Source organism: Leptospira bourretii, from assembly GCF_004770145.1.
Classification (GTDB): domain Bacteria; phylum Spirochaetota; class Leptospiria; order Leptospirales; family Leptospiraceae; genus Leptospira_A; species Leptospira_A bourretii.
The window spans coordinates 1-16347 of record NZ_RQFW01000001.1 but is presented as its reverse complement, the minus strand read 5'-3'; the positions used below and the strand labels follow the sequence as shown (position 1 = coordinate 16347).

The 16347-nt window shown below is 38.0% G+C and carries 16 protein-coding genes and 1 pseudogene; 10 read left to right on the top strand and 7 right to left on the bottom strand.

Going from position 1 to position 16347, the window contains the following annotated elements:
• Positions 1–5 precede the first annotated feature (5 nt).
• Together EHQ47_RS00080 and EHQ47_RS00075 are read left to right on the top strand one after the other, a co-directional pair.
• Positions 6–467, top strand: coding sequence for a MotA/TolQ/ExbB proton channel family protein (locus EHQ47_RS00080; RefSeq protein ID WP_208727370.1), 462 nt, complete (start codon positions 6–8; stop codon positions 465–467).
• Entirely contained in the window at positions 464–859 is a 396-nt protein-coding gene (locus EHQ47_RS00075) for an ExbD/TolR family protein (RefSeq protein WP_135749273.1), read from the top strand. The genes EHQ47_RS00080 and EHQ47_RS00075 overlap by 4 nt, the downstream gene beginning before the upstream one ends.
• Here EHQ47_RS00075 and EHQ47_RS00070 read toward each other — a convergent pair.
• Together EHQ47_RS00070 and EHQ47_RS00065 are read right to left on the bottom strand one after the other, a co-directional pair.
• Entirely contained in the window at positions 843–2843 is a 2001-nt protein-coding gene (locus tag EHQ47_RS00070; RefSeq protein WP_135776277.1) for a PAS domain-containing sensor histidine kinase, read from the bottom strand. The two genes, EHQ47_RS00075 and EHQ47_RS00070, sit on opposite strands and share 17 nt — an antisense overlap.
• The gene (locus EHQ47_RS00065; RefSeq protein WP_208727369.1) at positions 2840–3973 is read right to left on the bottom strand and encodes a PP2C family protein-serine/threonine phosphatase; all 1134 of its coding nucleotides are present in this window, start codon (positions 3971–3973) and stop codon (positions 2840–2842) included. Before EHQ47_RS00065 ends, EHQ47_RS00070 begins: the two co-directional genes overlap by 4 nt.
• Before the next feature lie 76 nt (positions 3974–4049).
• Between EHQ47_RS00065 and dinB the strand changes: the two genes are divergently transcribed.
• From dinB to EHQ47_RS00050, 3 genes are read left to right on the top strand one after another with little or no spacing between them, the layout of a single operon-like run.
• Positions 4050–5126 (top strand): DNA polymerase IV, encoded by a 1077-nt coding sequence (dinB, locus tag EHQ47_RS00060; RefSeq protein ID WP_135776276.1) that lies wholly within the window; start codon positions 4050–4052, stop codon positions 5124–5126.
• 3 nt (positions 5127–5129) lie between these two features.
• Positions 5130–5831 carry an alpha/beta hydrolase gene (locus EHQ47_RS00055; protein WP_135776275.1) on the top strand — a complete coding sequence of 234 codons (702 nt, stop codon included), beginning with the start codon at positions 5130–5132 and terminating at the stop codon, positions 5829–5831.
• A 53-nt stretch (positions 5832–5884) separates the two neighbouring features.
• Positions 5885–6643: a DUF547 domain-containing protein gene (locus EHQ47_RS00050; protein ID WP_135749268.1), complete on the top strand. Its 759-nt coding sequence runs from the start codon at positions 5885–5887 to the stop codon at positions 6641–6643.
• 91 nt (positions 6644–6734) lie between these two features.
• Here EHQ47_RS00050 and EHQ47_RS00045 read toward each other — a convergent pair whose 3' ends face one another.
• From EHQ47_RS00045 to EHQ47_RS00035, 3 genes are all read right to left on the bottom strand, one after another.
• A complete protein-coding gene (locus EHQ47_RS00045) occupies positions 6735–7151 on the bottom strand; it encodes an OsmC family protein (RefSeq protein WP_135776274.1) in 417 nt (138 codons plus the stop codon).
• A gap of 43 nt (positions 7152–7194) precedes the next feature.
• Entirely contained in the window at positions 7195–7830 is a 636-nt protein-coding gene (locus EHQ47_RS00040; protein ID WP_002975579.1) for a peroxiredoxin, read from the bottom strand.
• Positions 7831–7947: 117 nt separating this feature from the next.
• A complete protein-coding gene (locus EHQ47_RS00035; protein ID WP_135749266.1) occupies positions 7948–10719 on the bottom strand; it encodes an adenylate/guanylate cyclase domain-containing protein in 2772 nt (923 codons plus the stop codon).
• A gap of 174 nt (positions 10720–10893) precedes the next feature.
• Here EHQ47_RS00035 and sthA point away from each other — a divergent pair, with 174 nt between their 5' ends.
• The 4 genes from sthA to EHQ47_RS00015 all read left to right on the top strand — a co-directional run bounded on the left by sthA (position 10894) and on the right by EHQ47_RS00015 (position 14588).
• Positions 10894–12297, top strand: coding sequence for a Si-specific NAD(P)(+) transhydrogenase (gene sthA / locus EHQ47_RS00030; RefSeq protein ID WP_135776273.1), 1404 nt, complete (start codon positions 10894–10896; stop codon positions 12295–12297).
• Between the two features lie 124 nt (positions 12298–12421).
• Positions 12422–12919, top strand: coding sequence for an RNA polymerase sigma factor (locus EHQ47_RS00025; RefSeq protein WP_020777109.1), 498 nt, complete (start codon positions 12422–12424; stop codon positions 12917–12919).
• 5 nt (positions 12920–12924) lie between these two features.
• Positions 12925–13962 carry a FecR family protein gene (locus tag EHQ47_RS00020; RefSeq protein WP_135749264.1) on the top strand — a complete coding sequence of 346 codons (1038 nt, stop codon included), beginning with the start codon at positions 12925–12927 and terminating at the stop codon, positions 13960–13962.
• Positions 13963–14042: 80 nt separating this feature from the next.
• Complete coding sequence (locus EHQ47_RS00015; RefSeq protein ID WP_135749263.1) at positions 14043–14588, top strand: HAMP domain-containing protein; 546 nt, start codon at positions 14043–14045, stop codon at positions 14586–14588.
• 390 nt (positions 14589–14978) lie between these two features.
• Here the strand turns inward: EHQ47_RS00015 and EHQ47_RS19940 are convergent.
• Positions 14979–15180, bottom strand: a pseudogene (locus tag EHQ47_RS19940) (hypothetical protein); the annotation flags it as partial.
• A 375-nt stretch (positions 15181–15555) separates the two neighbouring features.
• Between EHQ47_RS19940 and EHQ47_RS00005 the strand changes: the two are divergent.
• Complete coding sequence (locus tag EHQ47_RS00005; protein WP_135776272.1) at positions 15556–15969, top strand: hypothetical protein; 414 nt, start codon at positions 15556–15558, stop codon at positions 15967–15969.
• 127 nt (positions 15970–16096) lie between these two features.
• On the opposite strand, the gene EHQ47_RS19745 is transcribed toward EHQ47_RS00005, so the two are convergent.
• Positions 16097–16347: hypothetical protein (locus EHQ47_RS19745; protein ID WP_208727368.1), on the bottom strand; the 251-nt coding region annotated here is incomplete at its 5' end.

Sequence of the window (16347 nt, the reverse complement as noted above, 5' to 3'; positions counted from 1 at the left end):
CATCCATGAATTGGACATTTTCAATTCCCGCAATTTTGATTTTTATTCTTCTTTTTTGTTTTTCACTGACTTCCTTCTATTTTTTCTTTCGAATTGTCTTGGGACTTCGAAAACTAGAGGATTCTGATTTTCGTGTTTTACTTTTTCCCAAAGAACCAACGGACGAAGAACTAGAATTATTCTTTTCTCCTTTGGAAAGAACCATTCATTGGTTACCGACAATTGCCTCTCTTTCTATGCTTCTTGGATTACTTGGTACGGTGATTGGAATTAATTCCGCTTTTGGAGCCATGGAATCACAAGGGAAGGTCAGCTTGGAAGTGTTAGCCGGTGGAATCAAGGATGCACTCAATACAACAATTGCAGGTCTTCTTGTAGCGATTCCTTCACTTTATTTCCATAGATTTGCCGAAAACAAAATCCGATACATTTCGGAACTTTTGGTAAAGGATTTTTCAAAAAAATGAAACTCCGTAAATCAAGTCCGAATGCACTGATTGATATCAGCAGTTTGATTGATGTTTTATTTATATTGCTTATTTTTTTAATGTTGGCAGTTCGATTTACTGAAACTACTTCCACTTTACAACTCGACCTACCCAAATCTAAAACAGAATCGATTGGAGAGGAAACACCTAAGTTTAAAATTGTAATCAATCATTTGGGTGTTATTTATTTTGATGGAAAGGAAACTGCAAAAGAATCATTGTCTCAGATGATTCCTAAAAATGAGGATGGTGCTTCTCGTGTTGTTCTGGAAGTAGATAAACGGGCACAATTTGAATTTTTTGTTTTTGCGACTGATGTATTAAAATCAAATGGATATCAAAAAATTGATATTATCACTCGGAAGGATTAGAGGATTGAACCAAATCGATTAAGAACTTATATTTTTTGTTTTTTACTTTTTGTTCTAGGATCAATTTCCCTTTGTCTTCGGTTTGGATCGTATCTAAAACACCAATGAGTTGCCCAAAGTTTTGAATTCGGATCAGTTGTAAGATTTCTTTTTTTAAGTTTTGCGGAGAAGTATTTAAAAAGTTGTGAACAAACTCTACTTCTGATTCATCTTGTTTTGCGATTTCTCCCAGTTCTCTTGTGTGGGTTGGTCCGATTTTTGATTTTTTTAATAATTCATTCGGGATGGTTTCTAACCGAGTCAAAGGAATTTCAAATCCAAATTCTGATCCTTCGCCAATGGTACTTTTCACATAGATGGTTCCTCCTAAAAATTCTACTAACTGATGACAAATGGATAAACCAAGTCCTGTTCCTTCTTGATAAGAGCTTCCTTGTTCGGTTTGTTGGAAAGCTTCAAAAATAGAATGTAATTGATCATTTGGAATTCCTATCCCGGTGTCTTTGACGATGAATAACACCATATCGAAAGAATGTTCTGGATTCCGATTCACTTTGATTTCTAAACTGACAGAACCTTTGTGGGTGAACTTCAAAGCATTCCCAAGTAAATTCACAAGTATTTGGCGAATTTTTTGTAAGTCCGATTCATAAAAACAAGACTCGATCACCGAGGCATTCAACAGTTCAAAACTTATGGATTTTTCGGAAAACCGGTAAGAAAACATGGAGAATAATGTGTCCCAAAGTTGGACGAGAGAAAAAGATTCTCGGGTCTCTGTCATTTTCCCTGCTTCGATTTTGGAAAGATCCAAAATATCATTGATCATTCCTAAAAGATGAACTCCATTTTCATATAAAGAGTCTACATAACCTTTCAAATGATTGGGTAAGTTTGGATCCTTTTCTAAAATTTGTGAAAATCCAATGACTGCATGAAGAGGTGTTCTTAATTCATGTGTGATTTTTGAAAAGAAAACTGATTTCGAACGATTTGCTTTGATGGCAGCTTCCACTGCTTTTTGTAATCGTTTGTTTTGTAACTGGATTTTCTGAGAATAATCGTTTAACTTGTCTTCTGCTAGCTTGCGATCGGTGATATCAAACACAGTTGACTTATTGATTACAAAATTTCCAGTCTTGTCAAAGGTAGCAGTTGAGTTTAAACTAACAAAAAAAGTAGACTTGTCCTTTCTAATAAATTCTAATTCTACGCCTGTTAGGTTTTCGTTTGGGAAGGAGTCGGTAATCAGTTTGTATTTATCTTGACTACTCTCTGTTAGTAAGTCGCTAAATTTAAAATTTCCTACAATTTCTTCCCTCGCATAACCTAACCAATCGAGCTCGGTATCGTTGATAGAAACGATGGTATTGTCTTTGTCGAGAGAATGGTAACCACAAGGAGCATTGTTATAAAGATCCAAAATCCTCTCATAAGATTTCATTAAATTTTCTTCCGCTATTTTTCGGTTAGTAATATCATTCCCGATAGACAGTACTTCGTAGGGGTATCCGAATTCATTTTTTAAAATTCGGTTTGACCAGGTTACAGTTCGTTTGTCATTTTCTCCAATGAATACATCATATTCTTGACGGATATTTTGTTCGGGTCTATGGAAGATATTCCATAATTGGGACTTCACTTCATTGGATTTTTCAAAAGGTATTTGAAATAAATCCAATACAACATCTTTACCTTCGGCAGAATCTTTTCCTATTTGAAAAAATTCTTCTGCATAAGGGTTGATGGAATGGATTTTAAAATCGGGGCTCCAGCGAATGATAATGGAGTTTGCCGTATCATAAATGTCTTGGTATTGTTTTTCTTTTTCTCGAATGGTGCGTTCAATTTCTTCTGAATTACTTAAATTCTTTCTAAAAAGGATTAACCTAAGCTTTTTTTCTCTTCGATATGCATTATGATAATAATAGGCTACAAACAACAATCCAGATGCAATCAAAATGGCTAAAAACTCGTCGATCATTTGATTTCCAAAAGTAACATAGTCATGTCGTCTGCTACTTTCCCACCAGAATAAACTAAAACTTCCTCCTGAATGGATTCCAGAAATTCTTTTGAAGGGAGATGGATTCTTGTTTCGATGAGTTCCGCAAATTTTTGGTCTCCCAAATATTCTTCGTTTTCATTGGGGACTTCAAACATCCCATCAGAAAAAAGAAACAATCTGTCCCCTGAGTTTAGAAAAATATCTTCGTTTTCCGCATTGAGTTGATCGGGAAACATCATTAGGCAAAATCCCTTTGTCCCGAGTTTGATGATTTTGTTTTCACGAATCAAAAACATATGATGGTGGCCGGCCATGGAGTATGACAAAAGATTTTCTTCTGCTTTATAACGTAAATAGATTGCGCTAATAAAATGAGTGCTGATGAGAGGAGTGAGTGTACTATGAATCCAATATAAACTTTCGCTCGGTGATAAAAAAGATTTATCCATTGTTTTGAAAGTAATGATGGCCATAAGAGAAACCATCGCTGCAGCAATTCCGTGACCTGTCACATCTCCAAATAAAATGTCCAAATCACCAGAAGGTAACAAATCGTAGGTGATTAGATCTCCGCCGACTAATTCCATAGGTTTATAAGATGTATAAATTTGATAGAGTGGGGAAGGTGGGAATTGGAAGGTGACTAAATTTTCTTGATTTGCTTTTGCAAGTTCCAAATCTTTTTGAATGGCTTGTAGAAGATCGATTCTTTCTTTTTCTAAAGTTTTGATTTTGATATGAGTTCTGATTCTAGCTAAAATTTCGGATTCTTGAAAAGGTTTTGTGATATAATCAACGGCTCCTGTTTCTAAACCTTTGACTATATCGCTTGTTTCGTTGAGTGCAGATAAAAAAAGAATCGGAGTGTTTTTTGACCTGTCCATCACAAGCAAACGTTTGGCAACATCAAGTCCACTAATCCCTGGAAGTAGAATATCCAGTAAAATTAAGTCAAAGTCAAGTGCTTCCGCTAACTCTAGGGCATATTCACCATCGTAAGCAACCGCCACTTCATATCCTTGGCCAAGTAAAATATGAGTGATAATCTCAATATTGGTTTCGTTATCATCGACCACCAAAATTTTCGGAGCTTGTTTTGTGTACACAATTCATGAAGGATTCGTTGCAAAAAACATTTGGCAAGAGATTTTTGATAAAGTTTGATTTGGTTAGACAAGAGAAATGAAAAAGATCATCCACATTGATATGGACGCATTTTATGCATCTGTAGAACAAAGAGATTTTCCTGAAATGCGTGGAAAACCTGTCGTTGTGGGTGGTTCTCCGCATTCAAGGGGAGTGGTATGTGCGGCAAGTTATGAGGCAAGGAAGTTTGGTGTTCGCTCTGCCATCCCTTGTTTTCAGGCTTACAAACTTTGTCCAGATGCCATTTTTACTCCACCTCGGTTTGAAGTGTATAAATCAATCTCCAAAGAAATTCGTTCTATATTTTTGGAATACACAGACTTAGTGGAACCCTTGTCCTTGGACGAGGCATATTTAGATGTCACATCCAACAAATTACAGATGCCACTAGCAAGTACGATCGCAAAAGAAATTCGGAAAAAAATATTTGATCGAACAGGACTTACTTGTTCTGCGGGTGTTGCCCAAAATAAATTTTTAGCAAAAATGGCTTCTGAAAAAAATAAACCTAACGGGTTATATGTGGTTCTTCCAGGTGAAGAAGAAAAATTTTTAGATGACATCCCTCTTTATAGTTTTTTTGGAATCGGGAAAAAAACTTATGAACGTCTTTCGCAATTAGGATATACAAAAGGATCGGAATTACGAAAAGCAGAAGAGTCTTTTTTAGTTGGGGAATTTGGAAAAATGGGAGCCGTGTTTTATCGGATGGCAAGGGGGCTTGATGACCGAGAAGTCATTCCGTTTCGTGATCCCAAATCCATAGGTGTTGAAACAACCTTTTCCCATGATTCGGAAGATTTTGCTTATTTGTTACTCACTTTAGAGAATTTATCTAAAGAATTAGAATTGCGGATGGGTCGGAAAAACAAACAAGGAAAAACACTGACTTTAAAAATCAAATTTGAAGATTTTACAGTGAAACAAAAATCTATTTCATCCGATTCTGTTTTCTACTTGGCAGACAACCTTTTCCAACAATCCTCGAATCTGTTAGCAAATGTTTGGAAGGAAAACACAGAACCTATGAAGAAAATAAGACTTTTAGGAATTTCTGTGACCAACTTTTCTTCCGATTCAAAAAATGAGGACCAACCTTCACTCTTCGGTTAAACTATGTTAGATAATGAAAACGATTTAGAAACCCTCGGACCCTTACAAGTTCTTCGAGTCAAAGGAGATCCAGATGCACCAACTGTAGTCATGTTTCACGGTTATGGGGCCAGTGCTTTTGATTTATATCCCATCCACGAAGTGTTAGTGACTGATCAAAAGTTCAACTGGGTTTTCCCTCATGGGCATTTAAGTGTACCTCTGATGCCTGGTTATTCCGGTCGTGCCTGGTTTCCCATTGATATGGCCGCTTTGGAAGAAGCAATCCGCAAAAATGATTTTAGAAATTTTGCCGACAGAGACCCAGAAGGGATGGATGTCGCAAGAGAAGCCGCTTATTTAATGTTAGATGCTCTTGGCATTCCCTGGAGCCAACTGATTTTAGGTGGATTTTCTCAAGGTGCTATGCTTGCGACAGACTTAACACTTAGAAAAGAAGAAGTCTCCAAAGGACTGATGATCCTTTCGGGTGCACTTGTGAATGAAACACTTTGGAAAGAATTGGCCCCCCAAAAATTTATTTTACGTTTTTTCCAATCCCACGGAGAATTTGATCCTATTCTTGGTTATGCGAATGCGAAAAAACTAGAAAAGTTACTTCGCAATTCAGGTTTACTAGGTGAATTCATTGCTTTTAACGGTGGACATGAGATCCCCGCACCGGTGATCCAGGGGATTAGCCGTTATTTGAATAGTTTGTCATAAAAATTCTAGTTCGTAAATTGGTTTGGGTCTGTCTAAGTTAATGGGTGGTCATTATGAAACAGTTTCTTTTTACATTTCTTTGTATTGGATTATGGCAAGGGGCTTTTGCCCAGGGTTTTGATCATAAACATTCTGTTTGGGATTCCATTCTAAAAAAAAATGTGAAGAACGGACTTGTTTCCTATAAAGGAATTCAGTCGGAAGAGGGTTCCTTTAAACAGTATTTAGAATCTCTTTCAAAGGTGACTGAGGCCCAATACCAAGGTTTCAACGAAAAAGAAAAAATTAGTTTTTTAATCAACGCATACAATGCATTCACTGTGAAATTGATTTTAGACCATTACCCTGTTGAGAGTATCACAGAAATTGGATCTCCATTTTCCAAAATTAATTTAGCTCGTGGGATTCCTTGGAAAAAAGAATTTTATACTCTCCTTGGAAAATCTAGACATCTAGATTGGATTGAACATGAAAAATTAAGAAAGGATTTTAATGAACCAAGGATTCACTTTGCGATTGTTTGTGCCTCCATTGGTTGTCCTTATTTAGTTTCAGAAGCCTACACCCCTAATTCGTTAGAAAAACAACTTCAGTTTGCCAAACTCGGATTCTTAAAAAATCCAAAAAAGAATTCTTATGATAAAACAACGAACACTCTGTACTTAAGTAAAATTTTTAACTGGTTCCAAACTGATTTTACCAAAAAAACAACTCTCATTCAATATGTGCAGGAAGGTTTTGAGGAGACCATCAAACCGGATGCCAAAATTGTTTATAATGAATACAGTTGGGATTTAAATGAATTAAAATAGGAAAAAACTCGGAAGTAGGGAAAACAAACTTTTCCTACTTTGGTAATTCCAAAAAAGAATCGCCACTTTTATGTTTTTATTGAGTTGGAAATTATTGAACTAACACAAATTCGTAAGTGATTTTTGCTGTTTTTTCTAAAGTTTTGGCAACAGAACAGTATTTTTCTAAACTTAGATCGATCGCACGTCTGACTTGTTCTTCTTTAAAATCACCCTTTACTTTAAATTTCAAATGGATTTTTTTAAAGAGATTGGCTTCTTCGACTTTTTCTCTTTCGGCATCTACTTCTACAGAGTAGTCTTTCACTTCGATTCTGTGTTTGTTTAGAATCATCAAAACATCAATACTGCTACAACCAGCAAGACCCATAATCAAAAGTTCCATAGGCCTAGGACCAGAATTTTTTCCACCAATTTCAGGGGAGGCATCGATACGAATGGAATTACCAGATTCATTCGTTGCTTCTAAAACATAAGGGGTTTCAATGCGACTTAGTTTGATATTCATAAGTAGAAAATAGGCGGGTGGGAGAACCCGCCAAGTTTAAATTTTACTTATTTGGTTGTGGTGTGTAACGTAAATAAGGTTTGATGGTTCTAAATCCCTTAGGGAATTTTTTCTTCGCATCTTCATCAGAAACAGAAGGAACGATGATTGTATCTTCTCCATCTTTCCAGTTCGCAGGAGTTGCTACGCTAAACTGTGAAGTGAGTTGTAAAGAGTCAATCACACGCAAAAGTTCATCAAAGTTTCTTCCAGTGGATGCTGGATAAGTAAGAGTTAATTTTACTTTTTTGTCAGGTCCGACAACAAATACAGAACGAACGGTAGTGGTTTCACTTGCATTTGGATGAATCATATCATAAAGGTTAGATACCTTACGATCTGCATCCGCAATGATAGGGTAGTTTACTTTGGTTCCTTGTGTTTCGTTGATATCAGAGATCCAACCTTTGTGGCTGTCCACAGGATCAACAGAAAGTGCGATCACTTTCACATTACGTTTTTCGAACTCTGGTTTAATTTTTGCCACGTATCCAAGTTCTGTTGTACAAACTGGAGTGTAGTCTTTCGGGTGAGAAAACAAAATCCCCCAACCTTGTCCTAAATATTCATGAAAGTCAATTTTGCCTTCAGAGGTTTCCGCTTGGAAATTCGGTGCTTCGTCGCCTAAACGTAGTGCCATGGTTTTTCTCCTGTAAGATGAGTGATTCCAATTCTAAAATTCACTTCTGAAAATGCAAGAAATTGTTATACTTTATTGGATGAAATTTCCATTTTATTGAAATATTTCGCAGATTTCCTACTTTTTTGTCCTTGTAAAAGCACCATCCCAGTCTGGTTCTGGGGGAGTTTCTAAGTAATATTGGCACCGTTCCCAAAGGAGTTTGCAGGCTTCGTCCCCATTTGTGGTGAGGAGTGTGTAGAATTTTTTGCCTGCCTCTTCAAACTTGCGGTTCAAATAAGAAAAAAGGGCAGTTTCATAGGCTTCCACAAACTTACGATCTTCTTCTGTTTCATCGCCTTTTTTGGCTCTGACTTCATAGAGAGTGACTGGTTTGGTTTTTCCCTTCACTCGCACAATATCCAACTTTCTTGTGAAAAAATGGTCTTTGACTTCATCATGAACAAATTCAGAAACCAAAATACAAACACCATAATCTTTTCCAGCCGCCTCTAACCGTGCCGCTAAGTTGACAGTATCACCCATCATTGTATAGGAAGCCAGGGCATCTGTTCCCATAAATCCAACTTTCGCATAACCCATGTTTAGTCCAATGCGGAACTTCATTGTATGGGCTTCGGGGATGTATTTATCCTTCTCTATCCACTCAGCCTTTAAGACCTCGAGTTTATCCCGCATTTCAACACTGGCTGAAACTGCTTTTAAACAATGGTTTTCCACATCCAGTGGGGCATTAAAAACTCCCACAATGGCATCCCCAATGTATTTATCCAAAACTCCATCATGGTGTTTCAGAATGATGGTCATGGCTGATAAGTATTCGTTTAGAAGATTAGCAAGTTCTTTTGAATTTAATTTTTCCGAAATGGTGCTAAATCCAGCAATATCAGAAAAGAAAGCAGTGATGATTTTTTCACTTCCTTGTTTTAGTTTTTCTAAATCTTTGAGAGCTTCTCCGACCACCACTGGGTCCACCATACTTCCAAGAACTCCTCGCATTTTTTCACGTTCTTTTAATCCGGAAACCATCTGGTTTAGTGCGACTGTTAGGTTTCCAAATTCATCGTTTCCACCATCATCAAAATGGACATGAAGATTTCCATGGCCCACATCTTCTGCACTTCGAATGATGTTGCGAATTTTTTGAACCACCACACCAGAAATAAAAATGGCAAAAAGAATTGCCACCAAACAGATGGTAATGGCAGTGAGTACAATTTGATTTCTATTGTCTTTAATGGCTCGAATTCCATCGGTTCTATCGACAAGTGTTCGAATCAGTCCAGAAAAATTATCACGTAATACAAGGTTTGGGACATTTTCCGATTCCAAAAGATGAGTCCCATCCAACTTCCACATGATTTCTTCTGATTCGCTTCGGGAATGACCAAAACTTCCATCGGGGAATAGTTTTTTTAATTCTTTCGTAGGTGTTTCTTGTTCGGCGGTGAGAATCCATTTGCGAATGGCTTTCCAACGAGTCCTTTGGATTTCCCTTGCATCAGGATCTTGGTAATAACGTTCATATTCGGTGGGATCTGTTTTGAATTTCATCAAAACCCAATCTTCCAAGGTAACGTCTCGCAAACTTCGCAAAGCTTCGATTTTTTCCCAAGTTTCTAAGGGAATGGGATAGTTTGTGGTGACTTCATCAAAAATTTTATCTCTCTCTGTGATGAGTTCCCCATAGGATTTATAGAAACTGGTAAAAAGTTTGTCCTTTGCCGGAGGGATAGGTGGTTTTGCATTTTTCAAAAATTGAATGCGTTCTCTTAGTTTTGGAATGAGTTCTGATAGTTCGTTTGTGATCCGATAATCTTCTTTGATCACTTCTCTGTAATCTCCCAAACTAGATTTAACACTACTTAGGTTAAAGGCTCTTTTAGTTGAGTTTTGATGACGGAAAAGGGGAGAGTGGAGGGCCTGGATTTCTCTTTCTTCCCATTCATACACATACTGTTTTTCGTTTTCATCAAGTGAAGAAATATCATCCGACAATCGTTGGAAAGATTCTACCAAACTCTCTTCCATCTGGTCAAACTGATCCATTTTGGCGAGGGGAGAAGTATTGTCGATGATCTGTGTGTCAAAAGAAGCGAGTGAGGTTTCCCCCTGGATCATGGCAGAAAGAGGGAAGGTTTGGATCCGAAAGAGTTTGGTATCGAGTCCCAGTTCTTCTAGTTTTCTTTTTTTAGAATCAGCATAGAACTTGGCGATAAAAAGGTCCAGTTGTGATTTATGGTTTCTAATTTCTTTTTTTAGATTTTTAACATTGGTTTCCCAATTTGTTTTTGCTTCTGGGTCTTCTGGTGGCGTTTGTTTTTGGATCTCCAAATACTTTTCTTCATTGCGCACATAAGAAGAAGCAAGGTGAACGAGAGTATTCCATTCTCTTTCACTGATATTTCTGTTGGCAGCTTCTCGAAGTTGGTGGCGAATTTCTCGTTCCAAAACATCCACATCATCTTTTGTTAAATAAACGGAAAAAAAAGTGTCTACTTTCTTCACTACTTTGGAAGTACCAAGAGATCCAAAAAGATTGGTTTGGAATCCAAAGACAGAAACTGTTTTTTTCTTAGTGACCACTTTCGCAGTTCGATATTTTTTTAGTTCTTCTCTTTGTCTTTCGATCCTCGATTTGAATTCTTCGATCCGGATTAAGTTTTGCGATATATTCTCAATCTCCATCACCAAACTTGCGATGAAATTTTTGGAGACGGCTGCTTGTTTTTCATAACTCTCAGAGAGGATGGCCGTCTGTTGGCGAACCGTGATGATGGAAAGCAAAAGAATCGTAAGTGCAATTAGGGTGCCAGTAAACCAAGCAAGTTTGGCTCTAATTCCTTCGGAAAGGATTTTCCAGACAGAAGTAAGTCCGGATTGGATCATTTTAAAGAATTCCATAGGATGGATGAAACATGAGACCATGAGTTTTCAAAGCAAGATATTTTGTATTTCATGTAGTACTTTGTTAGGTGAAAATGACGAAGAACTGGACTCCCAATTTGGTTTGTCAATTTTTCCTTGCTATTTTTCACTTCGTCGGTATTGTTTTTTTAGCAAATGTCCATCAATCGTTTTGATTTACTCGCCATCGGGGGCGGTCCTGCCGCACAAAAAGCTGCTATCCAAGCAAGCAAAATGGGAAAAAAAGCAGCCATTATAGAAAAAGACCCTTACTTGGGTGGAGGTTGTGTCCACTACGGAACCATCCCTTCCAAATCCTTACAAGAAACGAGTCGCTTCTATCGAAATTTAAAATTGTCCAAACTACACGGATTACAATCACCACAACCGGCAATGCTTACTTTACAGGAACTTATGTTTCGTGCCGGAACTGTGATTGAAAAAGAAGAAGATGTCACCCGCGAACAAATGATCCAAAACCGAGTCACAACTCTTACTGGTTGGGGAAAAATCGTGGATGCCAATCATGTAGAAGTCACTGACTCCGCTGGCAGAAAAAAAGTTTATGAAACCGAGAACATTCTCATTGCCACGGGTAGTAGCCCTCGTAGGCCCACAAACGAAAACATTCCTTTTGAAGATGGCTTAATCTACGATAGTGATGGGCTCTTTGCGATGAAAAAGATGCCAGCTTCTTTAGCGGTAGTGGGTGCTGGAATCATTGGGTCGGAATATGCCACAATTTTTGCTCATATTGGAGTGAAGGTTCATCTCTTTGATTCTCAAAGTCGTATCCTTGGTTTTTTGGATGAAGATGTGTCAAATGAAATGACCCGTATCATGCAACAATCTGGGATTTCCATCCATGTGGATTCCTCCATAACAAAGTACAACAAACTTCCCAATGAGGAAGGATTCGAACTCACAACTAACAAAGGTGAAGTGGTGCGAGTCAACCAAGTTCTGATTTCTCGTGGCCGATTGGGAAATGTAGACAACTTAGGATTAGAATCTGTTGGAATCGCTCCCAATGATCGAAAACAAATTTTGGTAAATGAAAACTATCAAACCAATGTTTCTAATATCTATGCTTGTGGAGATGTCATTGGATTCCCTAGTTTGGCTTCTGTGTCAATGTACCAAGGTGCTTATGTCGCAAAACATATGTTTGGTCATCCTTCTGTTCCAGTGGATGCAGAAGAATTTCCCATTGGGATTTATACATTGCCTGAGATTGCCACCATAGGACCAACGGAAGAAGCTCTCAAAGCCCGCGGGGTTTCCTATGGAGTGGGAATGGCAAGGTTTGATACCATCACCCGCGCTCAAATCAGCGGTGACCAAGTGGGACTTTTAAAAATCATTTTTGATAAACAATCCAGAAGAGTTTTGGGAGTTCATATCATATCTGACAAAGCAACAGAGCTCATTGCTCTTGGGCAATGTGTGGTGAATCTCAAGGCTCCGATTGAGTATTTCACCGAACATATTTTTAATTACCCAACCATGATTGGTGCTTATAAAAATGCCGCGAATGATGCCCTTTTGAGAGAAAAATAATCTGGATTTCTTGAGAATCTGACCTGTCCTGTTTGTTTACTTTTATAGAGAAGAACGGGATTTTACTTGTCAGAGACTCGGTTTTACCAACACATACAAGATTGTGTCAGACAAAACTGTCTCTATGAGTCAAATTTATGAAAGAAGCCATAAACGTATTTATGACTTCCTCTACAAGTACACTCAAAATGCGGACACGGCAATGGATTTGATGCAAGACAGTTTTTTAAGTTTCCATAAACATTATGGCAACGCCGGTCTCTCGGAAGAGAAGTCCGTCATGGTCTTGTACACAATTGCCCGCAATTTATCGATCAATTATGCTAAAAAATTTTCTACAACAAGGGAGATAGTCTCCGATGAGATCGAGTTTCATAGCCACAATCCGAAACTCGAAACCAAAGCGGAATACCAAGACTTAGAAGATCGTCTTTATTCCTTTTTGGGAGAACTCTCGGAAGAAGAAAGGTCTGCCTTGTTACTCAAGAATGTGGAAGGATTTCAGCTCGTACAAATCGCTGAGGTCTTAGGAGTTTCGGTTTCTACTGCTTCTCGTTTGGTCATAAGGGCCACTGAGAAAGTGTTGGCCATAGCCAAAAGAGAAAATTTGGTACCGGATTAGAATCAATGAACGAATTTGATAAGCAACATACAATCGCTAAATGGGAAGAACTCCTTCGGAAACCCGCCAAAAAAACGGAGTCTGTTGTATTTCCTTCCTGGGAGACTGTATCAAAACGCCAGATCCAATTCGAATACAAACCAGAACCAATTTCTACTCATAATGTAATTTCTTTTTTCCGCAAACCAATGGGCCTTGCCTTTGTGGGCGGGTCTGCATTATCACTGGCAGCGGCTCTTTTCTTTGTTTTTTTCCTGGATCCATCTGCTTCAGACAGATCGGAAGTGGCGGCCCCTTCTGCCAAAGAATCCAAACCGATGGTTTCTCCTCTGAAGGTTCTTGTTTCCTCAGTGAAGGGGAAGGTTTCCGTTCTTCCACAAGGAAGTTCCAAACCTGTTCCTCTGGTGAAACATTACCAACTAGCGTCGGGAGATATTGTCATTACAGAAGGAACTTCGCAAATTGATTTGGATTTTGAAACTGGTTCTTGGATGCGGATTACTCCTAATTCAGAAGTAGTAATGGACGTAATCGAAAAATCAAATGACTCTCAATCGCAAAAGTTCTCAGTAAAAAAAGGAAAGATCTTCGCTTCCGTTTCGAAACTTTCTAAGGATAGTCATTTTGTTGTGCAGGCTGGTGAACATCTTACACAAGTTAGAGGGACTGTTTTTAGTGTTCAATTTGATGGACAATCCGAAATTGTGGCCGTGCGTGAAGGTTCAGTGGCAGTAGGGGATCTCATCCTTACTTCTAGGCAACAAACGGTTGTCAAACTCGGTGAGGCATCGCCTTTATCTTCTTCCGAGTTACATCCGAAAGAAGATAAAGAACTGAAGGCATTTCAAACACAAACCATTCTTGCTCGTGAGTCTATGCTATACGAAGAACACGCAAGATTAGAACTTGTACGATTGGAAGATGGAACAGAATACCGAGGAGTCATTCTTGGCCAATCAGAAACACACCTTCACTTCCAAGGATTAGAAGGTTTGATTGAAATTCCGATTCAAAAGATCTTAGAAACAGAAAAAATTCGTTAATCTCTATAAGTTTTTGACAATATTATCTTTTTCTGAGAAGGTCTTCCTGAACACCCTAGGGGAACACCTTAAAAGAAACCATGTCTCAAAATCACAAAAAAACCTTTCGTTTTCACTATCTTATCGATAAGGAATTCCAATTAAAGTTTTTAGCTCATTATTCTTTATTATTTATATCTGGGGTACTTGTGACTTTAGGTTTTCTCTATTGGTTGAACCAAGCCAAGTATGATGGAGGTGCTGTGTTTCGTCTTCGCCAAGATGCACAAACTGTGTTTTGGAAAGTGGAAAACGAAGACCCATCTCCAGGCGAAACAAAAGAGAAGTTTGTTCCTCGCGAGATTTACCTCCCGAGTTATGACCACCAATTGAATATGTATACCATTCAGTTTGATGCGGTTGTCACTCTTTCCATCCTCTATCTACTATTGATCACTGTATTTTCTGTATTCAAATCACATAAAATGGCAGGACCTGTTTTTAGTATCAAACGGTCCTTACAACGGATGGCATCGGGAGATCCCATTGAAACCATTCGCATTCGAAAAGGGGATGAGTTCCAAGAGCTTGTAGAAGTATTGAATGAGGTCATTCAAAAACGAGTGGCCGGTCCTTCCCGTAAGTAAACATAAATAAACTATGTCACATTGCTACAAAGTTGCCCCCGCCCTGAATTGGGTGGTGGAGGCGGGCTTGTGGGCTTTCTTTCCCAAAAGCTACACCTAGCACAATTCTCCCAATCTTTCAACCCGGTCTCTAGATCCTCCATTTTTTCTTCTTATTTGTTCGTGTTTTGCACTCGGATTCTCATCACAATCCACTTTGTGAATTCTACTTTTTCTTTTGGAAAACCAAGCAACCCAAGTAACTCATTGGCAGATAAGCCAAAGGGGTGAAGGTAACATCAGAATGTCGACGGTTCCACTAATAAGGAAAAAAATTCCGACTACAGACGAATGAATTAAAGCATGAGAGGTTACAAACCGAGAAACGAATCCAGACCCAATCAAGGTTCAGAGTGCATGAGCCAAAAAAGGAAATAGAAAATGTTTGGGTTCGAATTGATGGATGGATACTTTTAAGCCTTCCATTGTGGTTATATCAGCTCCTTCCGGGATGGAATGATTTTCCCACTAACCATGATGATTCCCACATTCAAGATACTTCAAAGAGGATACCAAGCAAAAAGAAAACTATAATTTTCATAACCTTGATCATTGACTTACCCTTCTTGCTATGGATAAGAGGAATATTTTATTTTATGCTGATCGACATTCTTCGTAAATCTAGTTTTTGCAATTTGAAATCTTAAATAGAAAAATAAGTAGTCACCATTTTATTGCAAATAACAGAAAAAATATTATAAATTTCTAAAGTAATAAAAAGCGCTGCATTTAATTATTGCATGTTCATCTATTTTTTATAAAAAAATTTAAAAAAAGTGCACGGTGTTTCGGAAGCTGAATTTTAAATTTTCTTGACTAGGTTAATCATATAATTTCAAACTAATCAGAGTTTGCTGATTCTACCGTTGCTTCCGTTAGGTTGCACGCCGCTTTTGAAGCATTCAAAATTAATTTATTTAAGGGTTATATGAGAATAATTAAAGTTTTATTGATTGTAGGTGCATTGGCTTTGGTCTTAAATTGTGAGGAAAAAAAAGAAACAGCATGCGCTGAAGATATCGTTTGTTCGTATCTACTAGTAAATTCTAATGTAAAAGGGAATATAAATATTACTGGATCAACAGGTGCACTGAGTAATTCAACGACTTATACAGTCGCAGTATATAGTGCTGCTAATTGTGCAGGAACAGCAACATCAACTGCCCAATTCAGTAACCCTGGACTTCAAAGTACTTATCTAGTTGGGTTTCCCACAAATACGCAATATTCTGTCAGGGCATTCACTAATAGCGCGTCTATTTGTTCTTCTTCATTCTCTTTCAACATTGATAAGCAAACCTATAACTGTCAAATCGGTTCATCTGCTATCACTTGTAATTAAGTAGTAGGTCGAAAAAAATTGCTCAGGAGAACTGCATCCATTTTCTATTGATGAATTCATATGAAATGAGATACGTTCCCTTTTAAGATTAAGTATCGGATGGTAAAGTTCTTTAGAAGATCTTCATTCATCCGATACCGTTTTGCCACCGATCGTGGCGGAAATCCGCATCGGGAAAGATTGGAGCATAGGGTGGGATCGCTTTTCGCCAAAAATTTTCGCTCATAGATCCACTTAATTTGCGAGGCACATCTATCCGACGGTTGTTTCCTAGTAGAATCTTACGTGATGCAATATGCAACTCGACTTGATCCAAAAAAATAGCATTCAAACGTAGGATTGTTTCTTCAAAACCTTGGTATTCAAAGTTAACGAAGA